This is a genomic window from Clostridium sp. CM039, from assembly GCF_055081075.1.
The window spans coordinates 2,428,555-2,447,825 of sequence record NZ_CM143649.1 but is presented as its reverse complement, the minus strand read 5'-3'; the positions used below and the strand labels follow the sequence as shown (position 1 = coordinate 2,447,825).

17 protein-coding genes and 1 riboswitch are annotated in these 19,271 nt (G+C 31.3%); of the genes, 16 read left to right on the top strand and 1 reads right to left on the bottom strand.

All coding sequences use genetic code 11. The features are described 5' to 3' along the window. The first annotated feature begins 2 nt into the window (after positions 1-2). The 5 genes from ACWJJ2_RS11550 (at position 3) to tsaD (ending at position 5,194) form a co-directional block, all read left to right on the top strand. Positions 3-1,130 (top strand): tyrosine-type recombinase/integrase, encoded by a 1,128-nt coding sequence (locus ACWJJ2_RS11550; protein ID WP_462953280.1) that lies wholly within the window; start codon positions 3-5, stop codon positions 1,128-1,130. Beyond that, complete coding sequence (locus ACWJJ2_RS11545; RefSeq protein ID WP_462953279.1) at positions 1,123-3,105, top strand: tyrosine-type recombinase/integrase; 1,983 nt, start codon at positions 1,123-1,125, stop codon at positions 3,103-3,105. The genes ACWJJ2_RS11550 and ACWJJ2_RS11545 overlap by 8 nt, the downstream gene beginning before the upstream one ends. Next, positions 3,105-3,479 (top strand): DUF6262 family protein, encoded by a 375-nt coding sequence (locus ACWJJ2_RS11540; protein ID WP_462953278.1) that lies wholly within the window; start codon positions 3,105-3,107, stop codon positions 3,477-3,479. The genes ACWJJ2_RS11545 and ACWJJ2_RS11540 overlap by 1 nt, the downstream gene beginning before the upstream one ends. A 57-nt stretch (positions 3,480-3,536) precedes the next feature. Continuing rightward, on the top strand, positions 3,537-3,998 hold the full coding sequence (locus ACWJJ2_RS11535) for a GNAT family N-acetyltransferase (RefSeq protein ID WP_462953277.1): 462 nt from the start codon (positions 3,537-3,539) through the stop codon (positions 3,996-3,998). Between the two features lie 173 nt (positions 3,999-4,171). Continuing rightward, positions 4,172-5,194, top strand: a complete 1,023-nt coding sequence (gene tsaD, locus ACWJJ2_RS11530) for a tRNA (adenosine(37)-N6)-threonylcarbamoyltransferase complex transferase subunit TsaD (RefSeq protein WP_216302320.1) — start codon at positions 4,172-4,174, stop codon at positions 5,192-5,194. Positions 5,195-5,299: 105 nt separating this feature from the next. Here tsaD and ACWJJ2_RS11525 read toward each other — a convergent pair whose 3' ends face one another. Beyond that, positions 5,300-6,406 carry an AI-2E family transporter gene (locus ACWJJ2_RS11525; protein ID WP_216302319.1) on the bottom strand — a complete coding sequence of 369 codons (1,107 nt, stop codon included), beginning with the start codon at positions 6,404-6,406 and terminating at the stop codon, positions 5,300-5,302. Positions 6,407-6,723: 317 nt separating this feature from the next. Between ACWJJ2_RS11525 and ACWJJ2_RS11520 the strand changes: the two genes are divergently transcribed. From ACWJJ2_RS11520 to kamA, 11 genes are all read left to right on the top strand, one after another. Continuing rightward, positions 6,724-7,347: a TetR/AcrR family transcriptional regulator gene (locus ACWJJ2_RS11520; RefSeq protein ID WP_216302318.1), complete on the top strand. Its 624-nt coding sequence runs from the start codon at positions 6,724-6,726 to the stop codon at positions 7,345-7,347. A gap of 24 nt (positions 7,348-7,371) precedes the next feature. Further along, positions 7,372-9,483: an efflux RND transporter permease subunit gene (locus ACWJJ2_RS11515; RefSeq protein WP_462953276.1), complete on the top strand. Its 2,112-nt coding sequence runs from the start codon at positions 7,372-7,374 to the stop codon at positions 9,481-9,483. Positions 9,484-9,525: 42 nt separating this feature from the next. Next, a complete protein-coding gene (locus ACWJJ2_RS11510; RefSeq protein WP_462953275.1) occupies positions 9,526-11,853 on the top strand; it encodes a methyl-accepting chemotaxis protein in 2,328 nt (775 codons plus the stop codon). 347 nt (positions 11,854-12,200) lie between these two features. Next, positions 12,201-13,295, top strand: coding sequence for a hypothetical protein (locus ACWJJ2_RS11505; RefSeq protein WP_220287271.1), 1,095 nt, complete (start codon positions 12,201-12,203; stop codon positions 13,293-13,295). A gap of 38 nt (positions 13,296-13,333) precedes the next feature. Continuing rightward, positions 13,334-13,591 carry a cysteine-rich small domain-containing protein gene (locus ACWJJ2_RS11500; protein ID WP_216302314.1) on the top strand — a complete coding sequence of 86 codons (258 nt, stop codon included), beginning with the start codon at positions 13,334-13,336 and terminating at the stop codon, positions 13,589-13,591. 105 nt (positions 13,592-13,696) lie between these two features. Next, positions 13,697-13,877, top strand: a riboswitch (Lysine riboswitch). Between the two features lie 201 nt (positions 13,878-14,078). Further along, positions 14,079-14,459: a 3-aminobutyryl-CoA ammonia lyase gene (kal, locus tag ACWJJ2_RS11495; RefSeq protein ID WP_216302313.1), complete on the top strand. Its 381-nt coding sequence runs from the start codon at positions 14,079-14,081 to the stop codon at positions 14,457-14,459. 158 nt (positions 14,460-14,617) lie between these two features. Then, on the top strand, positions 14,618-15,442 hold the full coding sequence (gene kce, locus ACWJJ2_RS11490) for a 3-keto-5-aminohexanoate cleavage enzyme (protein ID WP_216302312.1): 825 nt from the start codon (positions 14,618-14,620) through the stop codon (positions 15,440-15,442). Between the two features lie 48 nt (positions 15,443-15,490). Continuing rightward, on the top strand, positions 15,491-16,144 hold the full coding sequence (gene atoD / locus ACWJJ2_RS11485) for an acetate CoA-transferase subunit alpha (protein ID WP_220287272.1): 654 nt from the start codon (positions 15,491-15,493) through the stop codon (positions 16,142-16,144). 1 nt (position 16,145) lies between these two features. Further along, positions 16,146-16,811: a 3-oxoacid CoA-transferase subunit B gene (locus tag ACWJJ2_RS11480; RefSeq protein WP_165412589.1), complete on the top strand. Its 666-nt coding sequence runs from the start codon at positions 16,146-16,148 to the stop codon at positions 16,809-16,811. Between the two features lie 12 nt (positions 16,812-16,823). Then, the gene (kdd, locus tag ACWJJ2_RS11475; protein WP_216302310.1) at positions 16,824-17,861 is read left to right on the top strand and encodes an L-erythro-3,5-diaminohexanoate dehydrogenase; all 1,038 of its coding nucleotides are present in this window, start codon (positions 16,824-16,826) and stop codon (positions 17,859-17,861) included. 142 nt (positions 17,862-18,003) lie between these two features. Next, complete coding sequence (gene kamA / locus ACWJJ2_RS11470) at positions 18,004-19,257, top strand: lysine 2,3-aminomutase (protein ID WP_220287273.1); 1,254 nt, start codon at positions 18,004-18,006, stop codon at positions 19,255-19,257. The last annotated feature ends 14 nt before the right edge of the window (positions 19,258-19,271 follow it).

Genomic DNA, 19,271 nt, shown 5'->3' with positions numbered 1-19,271 from the left:
ATATGGAAGTAGTAAAAGTGAAAACAGAAGAGGGTAAGGAAAGATATTTTGTTGCAGATGATAATGGATTGCCTATAGAACCAATATTAAAGTTTATTAGGTTTAAGGATAATACTAACTTTGCAAGGAATACTTTAAGAATGTATTGTCAGCATTTAAAGTTATACTTTGAATACTTACAGCAAAGAGATTTAGATTTTCAAAAGGTAACTATAGATGATTTAGCTTTATTCGTGAACTGGTTACAGAATCCTTATAAGAGTTTAAAGGTAATTCCAACGCATCAAGTTGATGAGGCAAGAAGTCCAAGAACGGTAAATATTATAGTAAATGCAGTTTTATCGTTTTATGACTATATTTTAAGACATGAGGAATATAGCAATAACATTTCAGATAGACTTAAAAAGTTTGTATCTACGCCAAGTAGAAACTTTAAAGGTTTCTTATATGGAATAGCTCATGAACAGAAGAAAGTTACAAGCAATATATTAAGGCTTAAAGTTCCAAAATCTAACCCTAAAATACTTACTAAAAATGAAATAGGAACGCTCGTTAGAGCTTGTAATAACCTTAGAGATAAGTTTCTATTAATATTACTATATGAAACAGGAATGAGAATAGGCGAAGCCTTATCTTTATGGATTGAAGATTTTGATATAAGCGACATGATTATAGACCTCCAAGATAGAGGTGAACTTGAAAATAACGCTGAAATTAAAACAGTATCAAGTCCGAGAAGGATTGATATATCGCAGAATTTAGCTGATATGTTTATGGAGTATATAGCTGAATATCATACCGAGGAAGTTGAGACTAACCATATATTCATAAAAATAAGTGGTGAAAACAAATACAAAGCTATGGATTATGTTGATGTTGATAATTTATTTAGAACATTGAAAAAGAAAACAGGTATATATGTTACGCCACATATGTTCAGGCATAGTTCTTTGACAGTTTTAAGAATGTCAGGATGGCAACCAGAATTACTTAGAATAAGAGCAGGACATAAAAATATCTATACTACTATGAATACTTATATTCACCCTTCTGATAAAGAAATAACGGAAGAGTTTAATAAAACTCAACCGAATCTAGACTTAGATATATACAACGGAGGGGATGAATAAAGTGAAGAATTTACAAAAGACAAGTAGTAATCAACAAAGCAAGTATGATGAAATAATTGAGTATTTACAACAAGATAAAGGATACTGGTTAGAAAATGATAAATGGGATTTAACTAAAGATTTTTTCATGGGTAAAGTTACAAGAAATATTAGAAATGTGAATTTTTCTAATATTTCTAATGAATTTTTAAAAACTGAATTAAAATTCTATATTGTTTTTAGCTTCAAGGAAAATTTGCTTAAAAATTCTTATATTATAAGTTTAGCTTCAACATTCAAGCATTTTAGTAACTTCCTAAATAATAATTTTTTAAAATATATAAGTTTTAATGATATAGATAATAATAAATTTCAGCTTAAATTTAAAAATTATCTTGTAACTGTGGGATTTAGAATGTCAGACAAAGGAAAAATTAATTCTATGGAAATGAATAATATACCTTATGTTTTAGATTTTATTAAAGATTTTTCTGATGATAGAGAAGAAACTGAAAAAGATATATGGTATTCAAAGAATATTCCAGGTGCTAAAATCTCTGCAAGTGGGGGTAAATGTGGAAGTGCGTCTTTAAATTTTAATACATTACCTATTTATTACAAAGATATAGTAAAACGCTATTTTAGAACTATAGTAACAAAAAAATCTTGGAGTACTTGTTATGAATATTTACTAAGAATAAATTATTTTTTTAATTATTATTATCAAAACAATTACGGAGATGGATTTTTAGAGAATATAAGCAGAAATGATATAGAAAAATATATATATTATGTTGGTAATGACAGAAAAGATAAAGCTAAGACAGAAACATCTAAATATATAAGCTGGATTAGATTATTTTTAGAATATATTCAAATGGCTCAATATGATAAAGCTCCTAAAAAAGGAATATCATTTTTGATGTTTCAAGATGATATTCCTAAAAGAGAATTAAATAAAGATGAAGTTAAGAAAGCAAAATTTATTCCTGAGCCAATATTAAAGCAATTTGATAATAACATCATGGATTTAGATAGACCACAGTATATTCCTATATATATTCTTCTTAGAGAAACAGGATGGCGTGGTACTGATATATTAAACCTTAGATATCATAATTGCTTAGAACAAATATGGAATAGTAAAGAACAATCCTATAATTATTATCTTTGTGGTGAAATAACTAAAACAGGCATAGCACAACTTAAGATACCTATAAGAGATAAAGTAGCCGAAATGGTTGAAAAATGTATTGATAAAGCTAAGAAGCAAAGCACCGAAGAAAATAATCCGAAGAAATATTTATTTGATACCTATGAAGGTAAGTTAAAAGGAAGACCGTTAAGCAAACCATCTTTATTACTTACTATTCAAAGATTAATTAAACAAAAAGATATTAGAGGTGTTAATGGTGAATTATATCACTTAAACCTCCATTCACTAAGACATACAAGGGCTAAAGAATATGTAGAGCAAGGTATGGGAATTAGTATTATACAGCAAATATTAGGGCATAGAAGCCTTCAAATGACAGTTCATTATGCTACAGTTAGTGAAAATATGCTTTATGAGAAATGGAAGAATATCGAGGATTTAGAATTATTTAAAGTTAATACTGAAACTAATGAACTTATAGAAGTAGATGTAGCAACTGAGGCAGGAGAAAATCTTATTAGATATGAATATGTTAAAAAGAATTTAGATGCTGTAAGAGTTCCTTTTGGAGTATGTTTTAAAGCATCAAAGATACCTTGTAAGCAACAAATGAACCATTGTTTAACTTGTGCAAGTTTCTGTACTACTACCGAAAATGTCCCCGAATACGAGGAAGAAATACTAAAAGTTAAAACACAGATTGAAGTTAGTGATAAATTTGGCAGAGAATTATGGTCAGAAAAGAATAAGCAGTATTTAAATATATTGGAGAAAACATTAGGAAACGTTCGAGAACAAAAGTTGGTTCATAAGAACGGCAAATCGAGGGAGGATTCATAATGGAAGACCATACTAAAGGATTAAAAGAATATGCAAAAAATAAGAGTAAGATTACTTTGGAAAAGGTTGATAAAGCCATTAGGGAACTGTCTTTGACTGAACAAAAAATTAATTTTAATAGTGTTTCTCAATTAGGCGGTGTTTCTAAGACTTTTCTTTATAACAATGAAGAGACTAAGAAAAGGATTGAGGAACTTAGAGATAAGCAAACCAGTAGAAGTATGAACCAAAGAGCTAAATATGATAAAACAGCTAAATCTAAAGACATTATCATAATGGCTAAGGATAAAAAGATTAAAGAACTTGAAGAAGAGAATAAGAAGTTGAAAAAGCAATTAGAGATTCTTAGAGGTAAGTTATATGAAAAGATGTAAATGTCGCAATGGTAATCAAATACGTAATACTATATTTTATTAGGTAGGTGGATTTGTGTGGAAATTATAAAGTTGCAGAAAAATGATATCAAAAATGCTCTTAATTTAGTGTGGACAGTTTTTCAAGAATTCGAAGCACCCGATTACTCAAAACAAGGCATTGAAGAATTCAGAAAATTTATATCTTATAATTCTAACATTGAAAAGTTTGATAAAGGAGAATTATACTTTTGGGGATGTATAGATAATGATGATTTAGTAGGTGTACTTTCAACAAGAGGAATTAATCATATATGCATGCTCTTTGTAAATAAAGAGTATCATAGACGAGGTATAGCAAGAAGTTTATTTCAGATAGTTGAAGAGAACTGTAAAAGCCAGAATAATATTAGCCAGATTACATTAAATTCATCTCCATATGCAATATCAATTTATCATCATCTTGGTTTTTTTGATACAGACAAAGAGCTTACTATGAATGGTATTAGATATACCCCCATGTCATATTTATTAAAGTAAAAAAGCAATACTTGTGGTTGAAATTAAGTCGTAATGTTCTTATATTGCGTACTAATTATAATCATAATGGTTTAATTATAAATAACATAGTTTATATGTAGTCTATGTATAGATAAAGTAAAATCAATCGGTGTAGCATTTGTTACACTAGATATAAAAAGGTGGTAAAAACAATGGAAAAGGATATTAAAATACTTGCAATTGAATCGAGTTGTGATGAGACAGCGGCGGCAGTAGTCGTGAATGGTCGTGAGATTCTATCAAATATAATTGCATCACAAATTGATATACATGAAAAGTTTGGGGGTGTTGTTCCTGAGGTGGCATCTAGAAAGCATATAGAAGCAATAAGTGCTGTAGTTCAAGAGGCGTTGGACGAGGCTAAAGTTACATTAGACGATATAGATGCAATAGGAGTAACTTATGGCCCAGGGCTAGTAGGGGCACTACTGGTAGGAGTTCAATATGCTAAGGGGCTCGCATATGCAACGAATAAACCTTTAATTGGAGTTAATCATATAGAAGGTCATATAAGTGCCAATTTTATTCAATATAAAGAACTTGAACCACCATTTATGTGTTTGGTAGTTTCGGGTGGACATACATTTATTGTATATATGAAGGACCACGGTGAATTTGAGGTTATGGCTCAAACTAGAGATGATGCAGCAGGAGAAGCCTTTGATAAGGTGGCTCGGGCAATTGGGCTAGGATACCCTGGTGGTCCTAAAATAGATAAAATAGCAAAAGAAGGCAATGCAGGTGCTATAAAATTTCCAAAAGCTAAATTTCATGAAGATACTTTAGACTTTTCTTTTAGTGGGGTTAAATCTTCGGTGCTAAATTATCTGAATAAAATGAATATGAAAAATGAAACAATTAATGTACCAGATGTGGCCGCATCTTTTCAAAAGGCAGTGGTTGATGTTTTGGTTCATAATGCTCTAGAGGCATGTGAAATTAAAGGCGTAGATAAAATAACAATAGCGGGTGGTGTGGCATCAAATTCTTGCCTTAGAGAGACAATGATAAAAGAAGGGCAAAAGAAGAACATAAAAGTTTTGTTTCCAGAAATGATACTTTGCACTGATAACGCAGCTATGATTGGAAGTGCAGCTTACTTTGAATTAATTAAAGGAAGAATTTCACCGCTAACGCTAAATGCGATACCGAACTTAAAACTTGGAGAAAGATAGGATAATATAAATATAGAGTTACTAAAGAACGAACATAGTGAATTTTATATAAAAAAGGAATGCGGATATATTACAATATATCTGCATTCCTTTTTGAAAATATTCTTATAATTCAATATCCTTTTCCGCAAGCTTCCTGTTAATGAATCTTTCAACTATCAGTAAAATAATCGCCATTGTGGGTACTGCAAGGAACATTCCAAGAACCCCAAAGGTTCCGCCACCTATGAGTATTGCAAGGATAATAAGTAAAGGGCTTAAACCAACAGATTTCCCAAGGATCTTTGGCCCTAAATATAATCCATCAAATTGCTGAAGAATAATAATGAATATAAGCACCCAAAAAGCCTTTATAGGGCTAAAGAATAGGGTAATGAAAAAAGCAGGAACCATTCCAATTAATGGTCCGAAATAAGGAATCATATTTGTAATTCCAACTATTAAGCTTATAAGTATAGTATTAGGTATTCTAAAAATACTAAGTCCTACAAAGCATATAATACCAATGATAACAGAGTCAATAAATTTTCCGATAACAAAACCTGAAAAGATATAATTGGCTTCTTTGCTAAATTTTATAAAACCATCTGCATTTTCTTTTTTTAAGATAGCATAAATCAGTCTCTTTATATTTAATATTAAGGATTCTTTATCCTTTAAAAGATACAAAGATACAACAAATCCAAGCAGAAATTTCATAAAAGAAGAGGTGAAACCTACGGCTGTTAGCAAGGCAACACTGATACCGGTATTTAGATATTTACTTAAGTTAGACATAAGTGTTAAGGTAGTTTCGTCTAAATATTTAGTTACACCATATTTATCAAGCAATTGAACCTTATCCATATTTTCATAAAACCAAATTCGAGTTTTAGATATATATTCGGGAGTTGAAACTGTTAGTTCGCGAATACTTTCACCTATACTAGGCGTTAGTATAGTGATACTAAAAACTATTATGCCTAAAACACATATATACATAATAAGTAGAGTTAGATTACGCTTTGTATGGAACTTTTTTTCAATATTGACCATTACGGGGTTTAATAAGTAGGCTATACCGAATGCCCATATAAATGAACTTATGTATGATATAAAAATACTAAGGGCATTGGTAACTAATTCTATGTGGTATACTATTCGAAATAAAATAAGCGATAATAAGATTATAGGGATTAAATTTAAATAAGGGATTTTTTTATCTTTGAACAAGCTCAATTCACTTCCTTAATTAATAATTATTTTAAAAATAATACGATGATGTAAGTATATCATAAATATAAAAATTAAAGAATATTTATAACATATTTCAGGTCACTATAAGGTTTATAGTGAATATTTTTGTTTTTTGCGGGACGGTTAGTAAGTATTTAAGTTAGCAATTAATAAATAACAATATTATGGATATTTACAATATATTTACAATATTATTATTGACTAATGGTAATAAAAGTATATAATAAATAAGTATGGTGAACAAATGACCGATGGTCATAAATTAAAATTAAAACCTAGGTGGTAAATGCATTATGAAAAAAGTTGAAATTATTAAAGAAAAACAAAGTAAATCGGAAATGAACAAATTAAAGAAGAAAAAGAGATTATACGACTCAGCTTATGAACTTTTTACAACTAAAGGGATTAATGACACTGCTATAAACGATATTGTAAAAGGAGCAGGAGTTGCCAAAGGAACTTTTTACCTTTATTTTAAAGACAAATATCACATTATTGATTTGATAGTCTTAAGAAAGAGTTCAAAAGTTTTAAAAGAAGCTATTGAGGTATCTATGAATAAGGAGTTTGAAGAATTTAATGATAAAGTAATATTCTTTGTAGATTATATAATTGAATATTTAAGGGAAGATAAAAAGCTTCTAAGGCTTATATATAAAAATCTTTCTTGGGGTATTTATAGAAAGGTGATAGCAGAACCTTTGGAGTACAACGAAATGAAGGAAATCGCAAAAGTATTTATGGATAATATAGTGAGCGAAACGATGTGTATATCGCAAGCTGAAAAGATATTATTTATGATTATTGAACTAACAGGTTCGGTTTGCTATAGCTCAATTATTTTAGAGGAACCAGATACTATAGATAATATGAAACCTGTGTTATTTAAAACTATTAAGAAAATATTGCAAAATTAATTTTCTAAGGGAGGGATGACCTAATTGAAAAAGTTCGGACATTTTATAGCTAAAAATAGGATAATAATTTTAATTATTTCTACATTGCTACTGGTTCCATCCGTAATTGGAATGGTAAACACAAAAATAAATTATGATCTTCTTACCTATCTACCACAAGAACTTGATTCCATGAAGGGACAAAATATTTTAGACAAAACATTCTCAAACGCAGCCACTTCAATGCTTATTGTTGATAATATGGAAGGCAAGGATGTTTTAAAAATAAAAGAAAAGGTTTCAAAGGTTAAAGGTGTAGAAAAAATTATTTGGGTAGATGATATTTTAGATACTACTATACCTAAGGAGATTTTGCCAGATGAAATTAAAAGCTCTTTTTATAGTGGCAATTCTACTATGTTAATAATTAAATTTAAAGAATCAGCATCTTCAGAAGCCACACAAAATGGTATAACCAATATAAGGAAGGTAACAAATAAACAATGTTATTTAAGTGGTATATCGGCAATTGTAAAGGATACTAAAGATTTATCGGATAAAGAAACACCATTTTATGTAATGATTGCAGTAATACTATCAGTCGTAGTTTTATCTTTAACAATGCAATCAGTTATAATTCCATTTATTTTCTTGTTAGGGATAGGGTATGCCATATTATATAATATGGGAACAAATATATTCTTAGGGCAAATTTCTTATGTAACAAAGGCATTAGCAGCAGTACTTCAACTTGGTGTAACTATGGATTATTCAATATTTTTACTTCATAGATACGATGAGGAAAGAGAACTTATGCCAAATGATCGTATAGGGGCAATGGGTGATGCTATAGCAAATACCATGGTCGCTATATCCGGAAGCTCACTCACAACTATAGCAGGTTTCTTAGCATTATGTACCATGCAACTTGCATTAGGTAAGGATATCGGGCTAGTAATGGCAAAGGGCGTTTTGCTTGGGGTTATAACTACGGTAACAGTATTGCCTGCATTAATTTTAGTGTTTGATAAACCTATTCATAGATTTAGTCACAAAACCATATTACCTGAATTTGATAAAACATCAAAACTGGCTACCAAACACTATAAAGTAATAACTATAGTATTTTTACTTGCATTTATACCAGCTATTTACGGAAATAACCACACTAAGGTTTATTATAACTTAGATGAATCGCTACCAAAGAATTTGGATTCTATTGTGGCAACAAATAAACTAAAGAAAGATTACAATATGACTTCGACACACTTTATTGTAATAAATGATAAGCTTGAAACTGATAAAGTTAAGGAAATGGTAAAGAAAATAGAAAAGGTAGATGGAATTGACAAGGTACTTGCTTCAGATAAGTACTTAGGACCACTTATTCCAGAAAGCTTTATCCCAGAAGATATTAAAGCCATTGTTCAAAAGGGCGGATATAAACTAATAATGGCAAATTCTAAATATAAGGCAGCTACAAAAGAAGAAAATGATCAGATAGATGAAGTAATTAAAGTTACAAAACAATATGACCCGAAATCAATGGTTTCAGGAGAAGGACCTCTTACTAAAGATTTGACAGAAATAGCGGATGTTGACTTTAAACATGTTAGCATAGCATCTATTGGCGCAATATTCGCTATAATACTTATAGTGTTTACATCTGTATCTTTGCCAGTAATTCTGGTCTTAGCTATACAGCTCGCAATATTCATAAATATGGCAATTTCATGTTATATGGGAAATGTGATTCCATTTGTAGCATCTATAGTTATTGGAACTATACAGTTGGGGGCTACAGTTGACTATGCAATATTACTGACAACAAGATTTAGAGAAGAAATGAGAAATGGATACGAGAAAAACAAGGCTATGGAAATCGCAGTTAAGGGCTCTGCTAAATCTATTGTAACCAGTGCATTAACCTTTTTCGCAGCTACTGCAGGGGTAGCGATCATTTCTGACATGGAAATGATAAGTTCACTATGCACAATGATGGCAAGGGGAGCAGTAATAAGTATGGGAATTATCCTTTTTGTTCTTCCATCTATACTATTAGTAAGTGAAAAATTAATAATAATTACGAGTAGAAATTTTAAATCTAAAACACAAGCAAGTAGTGAACTAAAATCAGAATCACAATCAGAAAATTAAGAAGAACTTTTGAAAGCAAAACTATAGGGGAGATGTATTAACGTGAAAAATAAATGTATGTCAAAAAGATTATTAAGTATCGTGTTAATAGGTGCATTAGTTATTCCAAATATGACTTATGCTAGTGAGTTAATTCAAAAGGATGAGACTGTTTATGTTACGTTAAATCAGCAAGGGGAGGTTAAAGAAAAAATAGTAAGTGATTGGCTTCACTCTAACGAGAAAAATATTGAAATTCATGATAAATCTATATTAAAGGATATAAAAAATGTAAAGGGTGAAGAAAAACCAAATGGTATTGGTGAGAGTTTAAATTGGAAGATAAGTGGTAATGATGTCTATTATAGAGGTACTACTGATAAAAAACTTCCTATTGATGTAAATGTTAAATACTTGCTTGATGGAAAAGAAATTAAACCAGAGGATTTGGCAGGTAAAAGTGGAGAAGTGAAAATAAAAATTGATTATAAGAATAATGAAAGCCGTATGGTTAATATTAAAGGGAAAAACAGAAAAATATATACTCCATTTAGCACTGTAACTGTACTAGATTTGCCAATAGATAATTTTAGAAATGTTAAGATTAGCGGTGGGAAAATGATTAATGATGGGAATAATCAAATAGTCACTTTCATTTCTCTTCCAGGTATGAAGGAAAGCTTGGATTTAGAAAAGACTACTTTAGACTTAAAAGAGAATTTAGAAATTACTGCACAGGTAGAAAACTTTGAAATGGGTCCTATAATGATAACAGGGACGCCAGAACTTCCTGATATGGAAGAGTTTAAAAGTGCCTCATCTTTAGGGGATTTAACTAAAGGCATTAATAACATACAAGATGCTAGTACCAAGCTAGCTGAGGGAACAGGCAAATTAGACCTTGGTCAAAAGGCTTTAGCTGATAATATGACATTATTTAATGGTGGAGTAACTAAGCTAGGCGTTGGGGTTTCAGGATTTAATACTGGTATGATAAAGATTGGCGACGGTACAAGTGCAGCACAAAGTGGTGCTCAGAAGGTGGCAGGTGGATTAAAAGCATTTGAGGCAGGAACTAGAAAACTCGGTAGTGGAGCACAGCAGTTTGGATCAGGTACAGTAGAATTTGCTGCAAATTCAAAAGCATTTGCAGATGGAGCAGGTAAGGTAGCATATGGAACAGATAAATTAGTTGCAGGTTCTAAAGGGCTATCAGATGGAGCTAATAAGTTAGCTGAAGGGACTAATACAGTGTCGGCTAAAATGGAATCACTAAGTGAGGGACTAGATACAATGGTGAATTCTACAGGGGATCTACAGCAAGGTCAAAAAAAAGTAACAGATGGTGCAGAGCAAAGCTTAGAAGGTATAGATAAACTAAAAAAAGGTAAAGAGTCAGAGATAAAAGCTACTGATTCTTTAATATCAGGAATTGAAAAATTACAGGGACTTATTGGGTTCCTTGGGGAAATTCCTGGTACAGGTGAAATAGCAGGAAATTTAAATGGTGGATTAGAAAATGAAAAAGGGGGCCTTGTAGCTTTAAAGGATGGCGGCAATGAATTGTTACAAGGATTAAATGAACTTGAAGAAGGCATAGAAAAAATCAAAACTGGTTCACAGCAGGTAGATACAGGTATGGGCCAGCTTCAAGAAGGACAAAAAAATGCAGTGTCAGGGTCAAAAGAATTAGCTAAGGCCACAAAACAAATATCAGATAAAACTGGTGAATTAGCTAATGGAGCAGGAGGACTTGCGCAAGGCACAGAACAATTAGGAACAGCTGCAGGAAAGCTTAAAACTGGTAGTCGGGGACTCATAGGTGGAGCAAATAAGTTAAATAATGCAGCTGAAGACTTAAGCGCAGGAACAAAAGTTATGGGAGAAAACACTAATAAATTAGTGGTAGGATCTCAAAGCGTGGCAGATGGTTTAACAAAATTAAATAATGATGGGATAAAACCATTAACACAAGGATCAAGTAAACTAAATTCAGCGGTGGGTGAACTTTCTGTAGGGTCAGGAAAATTAAAAGAAGGTGCCAATAAATTAGCAAATGGAAATAAAGAATTAGATAAAAATATGAAAAAATTTGATAAAGAGGGTATTCAAAAGATAAGTGGCGAAATTGACAGCAAAATGGGAGATGTGCGAGATATTATTGATGTGAAAGATGAACTTGTAAAAATATCTAATAATTATGGTACATTTTCAGGTGTAGGTGATAAGATGGATGGTAAAGTTAAATTTGTTATGAAAACTGATGGGATAAAAGTAAAGACTGTGGCAACTAAAGAAGATAAAAAAGTTGTAGAGATAAAAGAAGAAAAGAAGGGCTTTTTAACATGGGTAAAGAACATATTTAGCAGTAATGATCAAATGAAAAAATAATAAATCTAAAAATGAAGGTAGATACCGATTTAAATCGGAATGTAGAATTTATGGAAAGTATCTATAACAAATGCGAAAATAATTTCAAAAGTAATAAAGGGCGTTAGTTTAAATTTAAACTAATGCCCTTTATTACTTTTGAACGGATAAACCAATGTTAATATTTACAAAAAATTCATAATTAAAAGATAAAATAAACATTGTATATTTTTAAATTGTAAACATATAAATAACAGTGTAAAACACAAAAGAATCCAGTTGATACACTAATATAAGTGGAGTATAATAATCTAAGTTTCAATGATTTAAAATAATAATTATTATGAATTTAAATGAGGAGCAAAATTATGACTGGCCATAAAAAAATAACGAAAAAAAAATTAAAGTTACTCATTGTAGCGATGTGTTTATCGCTAAGCATATTGACACTGAGGGCTTATTTAAATAAAATCAATAGAAATTCGAGTAAAAATATAGAGACTATATCTAGTAAAGATGCTGAAATTAAAAGTAAGGATCAAAATGCAAAGCTAACAAAGATAGCATTCGAGAAGAATAATAATGTTTATCTTTATGATGAAATAAATGAACAGATTAAATCTTTAGGGGATAATTCAAATTCAAAAGATCTATTACAACTTTCTCCAGATAAAACAAAAATAGTATTTAGATCTTTTAATGAAGAAAAAGAAATAAATCCCCCACATATAATTGTTTATGATATTAAAACTGAAAAATCAACAGAGATTGATATAAATAATAAAGACGTTCAACAAATTATTGAACTCAAGTGGATAGATAATGAAAACATTTTGATTACGGGTCATATTAATCCGTCAGCTTCAGGTTATGCAATATATAACATAAAAAACAAATTGGAGTTAATATCATGCGTTGGTACCATAAGAGATATTATTATAAATAAAAAAAGCATCCTTTATAGCGTTACACCTCATATATTTCCAAAACCTAGGGCCAATTTATATATTAATGGTAATAAAATTTTTGAAAGTATAGAGGATAAGGAAGAAATATATGATGGAGTGATATCTAAAGATGGTAAAATGCTTGCCTTTAGAAGTTGGCTTTCAGATTCAAAGAATTCGAATGGTGAAGTAAGTGCTTATATTAATGTAGCTAAAATTAATAATGATGGAAAATCAATAAGTGATTTAAAGAAGACAAGCATAAATAGTGACATAACTGGAGATTTAAAATTTGATGATAAAAATAATATAAATATTATAGGGGACAAATTTATATATAAATTAGAAGCAGGCAATATTATTAAGGAAAAAAATAATTTGCCAAAGCAAGCAGAACTTTCTGCTGCGCAACTTAAAAAATTTAAACAAATTTTGAACAAGCAATTCCCCGAAGAATCTATTTTAGAGCAAACAATATTAGAAGATATAGATATATATAATGTGGTAACTTTTTAGAATTCGGAACTAACCTAGAAATTAAAGGAGGGTTAAAAATGAATAATAACTATAAATTTTTTAAAAATAAAGATTGCGAATATTTCCCATGCCATCAAGTTAAAGATGATGAAAAATTTAATTGTCTATTTTGCTATTGTCCACTATATTTTCTAGAGGAGTGTGGTGGAAATGGGAAATTCGTAAGTGGTGTTAAAGATTGCTCAATTTGCATGATTCCACATTCTGAAAATGGATATGAGTATATAGTAAGCAAGATAGTGGAAGTAAACAAAGCAAAAAGAAATAATAACTAAGAAAAAGTATTTTTTACTAAAAAAGTATAATTTTAAAAAAACATTGCATTTGAAACGTTTACGTATTATAATTAAGTAAGAGTTAAAAATAAAATTTAATAGTTTCACATAAATAGAGGTGCAGATAAAGAGGTAATTTTTGAATGATAAGGATATGAACATCCAATGTCAAAAATGAAGTATTTGTTTGCCGAAAGAATATTTTGGTTCTTCAATTTATTCTTGGGGATAGAAAGTAGTATTTCTATCACTGCCATAAGAGTTCTTATGGAGAGCTATTTATGTAATGAAAAGATGTTTTTTCATTGCATTAATAGACCTAGTACTTTGGTTAATTAAGGCGCTGAAAAATCAGTGCCTTTTTTTATTTCAAAATAAATTAACATAAGGCATTTTCTAAAAGATACACAACACAGATTTGTTGTTTTTTACAAAATTCCTAAAAATTACAAAATGAATAACTACAATAAACGAGGAGGAAAATAAAATGAAGTCTTTAATAAGGTTAAGAATGAGTGCACATGATGCACATTACGGTGGAAATTTAGTAGATGGAGCAAGAATGCTTCAATTATTTGGGGATGTAGCTACAGAACTTTTAATTATGAACGATGGTGATGAAGGATTATTCAAAGCATACGATGCTGTAGAATTTTTAGCACCAGTTTATGCAGGTGACTATATAGAAGCTGTTGGAGAAATAGTGAAGGTAGGGAATTCATCAAGAAAAATGATTTTCGAAGCAAGAAAAGTTATAGTACCAAGACCAGATATAAATGATTCAGCTTGTGATGTATTAGAAGAACCAATAATAGTTTGTAAGGCAAGCGGAACTTGCGTAGTTCTAAAAGAAAACCAAAGAAAATAATATGCAAGAGAATTAATGTAAACTTTTTCACCTAGTGGTTAATATTTTAGTTGCTAAATAAGTTTGTGCAAAATTATCATAATATACATAACTTATCATAAATATTATGGTAGATAGTAATTATTTTTGCACCACGAAGCACTATAAGGAGGTAGCACATGGAAAAATTAATAATTACTGCAGCTATATCTGGAGCGGAAGTTACAAAAGAACATAATCCAAATGTACCCTATACTGTTGAGGAAGTGGCAATAGAAGCGGAAAAAGCTTATAAAGCAGGAGCTAGCATCATTCATTTACACGTAAGGAAAGATGATGGAACACCTACTCAAGACAGGGAAAGATTTAGAGCTTGCATTGAAGCTATTAAAGAAAGATGTCCGGATGCAATTGTTCAACCATCAACAGGCGGAGCTGTCGGAATGAGTAATGCAGAAAGATTACAACCAGTTGATTTAGGACCAGAAATGGCAACCTTAGATGCAGGTACTTGTAATTTTGGTGGAGATGATGTATTCGTAAATACTGAAAACACTATTAAAGAATTTGGTAAAAAGATGATTGAAATGGGTGTAAAACCAGAAATTGAAGTTTTTGATAAGGGCATGGTAGACATGGCAATAAGACTTCAAAAGAAAGGTTTTATAAAAACACCAATGCATTTTAACTTTGTTATGGGTGTAAATGGTGGGATAACTGCTTCGCCAAGAGATTTAGTATTTATGGCAGGAAGCGTGCCAGAGGGAAGTACTTACACTGTATCAGGTATTGGTAGATTTGAATTTCAAATGGCAGCTGTGACTATTGTAATGGGTGGTCATGTAAGAGTTGGATTTGAAGATAATGTGTATATTGAAAAAGGTATACCAGCTAAATCAAATGCAGAATTAGTAGAAAAAGTAGTTAGACTTGCGAAAGAACTTAACAGAGAAATTGCCACTCCACAAGAAGCAAGAGAGATATTGGGTTTAAACAAAATATAAAACTGATAATTGTTATATCTTCAAGATAAATAAGAGGAGGTAAAATAAATGAATAAGGTTGTATCTTTAGAACAAGTTAGGCCATTACTCAAAGATGGAATGTCAATAATGATAGGTGGATTTTTAGCCTGTGGAACACCTGAAAAGATGATAGATCTATTAATAGAAACAAATGTAAAAAACTTAACTATAATAGCAAATGATACAAGCTATGTAGATAGGGGCATAGGAAGACTTGTAGTAAACGGTCAAGTTAAAAAAGTTGTGGCTTCTCATATAGGAACAAATGCTGAAACGGGAAGACTTATGACAGAAGGAAAAATGGAAGTAGAACTTGTGCCACAAGGAACACTAATTGAAAGAATAAGAGCAGCGGGAGCTGGGCTTGGTGGAGTGCTTACCCCTACAGGAGTTGGTACTATGATAGAAGAAGGAAAACAAAAACTTACAATAGAAGGAAAAGAATATCTATTAGAGCTTCCAATTAAAGCAGATTTAGCACTTGTTTATGCAAGCGTCGTAGATGAAATTGGAAATGCAGTTTATTATGGAACAACAAAAAACTTTAATCCAATTATAGCTACTGCTGCAGAAACTGTAATAGTAGAAGCTGAAAAAATTGTTAAAATTGGAGATTTAGATCCAAATAATATTGTGACTCCATGTGTATTGGTTGATTATATTATAGGGGAGGCTAACTAATATGATTACAGATAGCAAGATTGCAAAACAAATTATTGCAAAAAGAATTGGTAAAGAATTAAAAGATGGACAACTTGTTAATTTGGGCATAGGGCTTCCAACATTAGTTACGAATTATATTCCAGAAGGCGTCCATGTTACTCTCCAATCAGAAAATGGAATGGTTGGAATGGGAGCTTCTCCAGCAAAAGGAGAAGAAAACAAGGATGTAACTAATGCAGGTGGTCAATTTACTACAATACTTCCTGGCGGAGCATACTTTGATACCGCAATGTCTTTCACTTTAATAAGAGGAGGACACGTTGATATGACTGTTCTTGGAGCATTGGAAGTAGATCAGGAAGGAAACTTAGCTAATTGGATTGTGCCAGGCAAAATGGTTCCTGGTATGGGTGGAGCAATGGATTTAGTAGTAGGAGCCAAAAAGGTTATTATTGCAATGCAACATACAGCTAAAGGGACTCCTAAAATATTAAAAAAATGTACGCTGCCATTAACAGCAAAGGCACAAGTTAACCTTATAGTTACAGAACTTGGAGTAATGGAATTTACTGAAAAGGGACTTGTACTTACTGAAATTCATAAAGATACAACAGTTGAAGAAGTTAAATCACTTACTGAAGCTGAATTAATAATATCAGAAAATCTAAAAATAATGGATGTATAGGAGGAAGTTATTATGAACAAAGGATGTAAATACGGAACTCACAGGTCACTTGAACCAAAAGGTGCATTGCCACAACCAGCAACTAAAATATCAAATGATATGAATATATTTGATAATGAAATTTTAATTGATGTTCAGGCTTTAAACATAGACTCAGCTAGCTTTACTCAAATAGAGGAAGAAGCAGGACATGACATTGAAAAAATAAAATCTAAAATCATGGAAATTGTAGCTGAAAAAGGAAAAATGCAAAATCCTGTAACAGGTTCAGGTGGAATGCTTATTGGAACAGTTGAAAAAATAGGCGAAGCTTTAAAAGGAACAACAGATCTTAAAGTGGGAGACAAAATCTCTACATTAGTTTCACTATCATTAACTCCTTTAAAAATAGAAAAAATTGTTGATATCAAACCAGATATCGATAGAGTTGAAATAAAAGGAAAAGCTATTTTATTTGAAAGTGGATTATATGCAAAACTTCCAAAAGACATGAATGAAAATCTAGCATTAGCAGCATTAGACGTTGCAGGAGCGCCAGCTCAAGTTGCTAAACTTGTTAAACCAGGTCAATCAGTTCTTTTACTAGGCGCAGCAGGAAAATCAGGAATGATTTGCTCTTATGAAGCAGTTAAAAGAGTAGGACCAACAGGAAACGTTATAGGCATTGTAAGAAATGAAGAAGAGAAAGCGAGATTAAAAAGATTAGGTCTAAAAATGCAAATAGTTATTGGAGATGCTAGAAACGCTATTGATGTAATGAACACTACTCTAGAGCACAACAATGGATGTGAAGTAGATGTAGCAATAAATATGGTTAATGTTCCAAATACTGAAATGTCATCAATTTTACCAGTAAAAGATGACGGAATAGTATACTTCTTCTCAATGGCTACAAGCTTTACAAAAGCAGCTCTTGGAGCTGAAGGTGTAGGTAAAGACGTTACTATGATCGTAGGAAACGGATACACTAAAGGACATGCTGAAATAACCCTTGAAGAGTTAAGAGAAAATGAAACATTAAGAAAAGTATTTGAAGAATTATACGTTTAATGACATTTCAGCTTCGAAGAAGATGATTTAATTGTGATTTAGAGAATACAATATAAAGTTATATTGTATTCTCTCTAAACCATATTGATATATCAACTACATATTATAAAATTAAAAATTATTATACGATGGAGGTACTAATATGAAAGTTAATAGAAGATTTGAATTATTTAAAGATGTAACTGATGAGCAATGGAATGATTGGAAATGGCAGGTTAAAAATAGAATTGAAAATGTGGATCAACTAAAAAAATATATACCATTAACGCAGGAGGAAGAAGAAGGAGCTAGGAAATGCGTTCAAACATTAAGAATGGCTATAACTCCTTATTACTTAGCATTAATAGACCCTAATGATCCAAACGATCCAATAAGAAAACAAGCTATACCAACAGGGCTTGAATTACATCAGGCACATGCTGATTTATTGGACCCATTACATGAAGATTCAGATTCTCCAGTACCAGGGTTAACTCATAGATACCCAGATAGAGTATTACTATTAATAACTGATCAATGCTCAATGTACTGCAGACACTGTACAAGAAGAAGATTCGCAGGTCAAAGCGATAGTGCTATGCCAATGGAAAGAATAGATAAAGCAATCGAGTACATTAAAAATACTCCACAAATTAGAGATGTATTATTATCAGGCGGAGATGCTCTACTTGTTTCAGATGATAAATTAGAATATATAATTAAAAAATTAAGAGCAATTCCACACGTTGAAATAATAAGAATGGGTTCGAGAGTACCAGTGGTTCTTCCACAAAGAATTACAAAAGAATTAGTTGATATGCTAAAGAAATATCATCCAATTTGGCTAAACACTCACTTTAATCATCCAAATGAAATTACAGAAGAAGCAAAACTTGCATGCGCGCGGCTTTCAAATGCAGGAGTACCTCTAGGAAATCAATCAGTTCTTTTAAGAGGGGTTAATGACTGTGCACATATAATGATGGACCTTGTACATGAGCTTGTTAAAATTAGAGTAAGACCATACTACATCTATCAATGTGATCTTTCAATGGGACTTGAGCACTTTAGAACACCAGTATCTAAAGGGATAGAAATTATTGAAGCTTTAAGAGGCCATACTTCAGGATTCTGTGTTCCAACATTTGTTGTTGACGCTCCAGGTGGCGGTGGTAAAATACCAGTAATGCCAACTTATATTATTTCTCAAAGTCCTGAAAAAGTGGTACTTAGAAACTTTGAAGGCGTTATAACTACTTATGAACAACCAACTAGTTATACTTCAGGTTGTCGCTGTGAAGTTTGCGAAGGAAAGAAAAAGGTTCATAAAGTAGGAGTGGCAGGGCTATTAAACGGTCAGCAAATGTCTATGGAACCAGCTGGACTTGAGAGAAATCTAAGAGGACATCACGAGTAAAATTAAGGACAGCA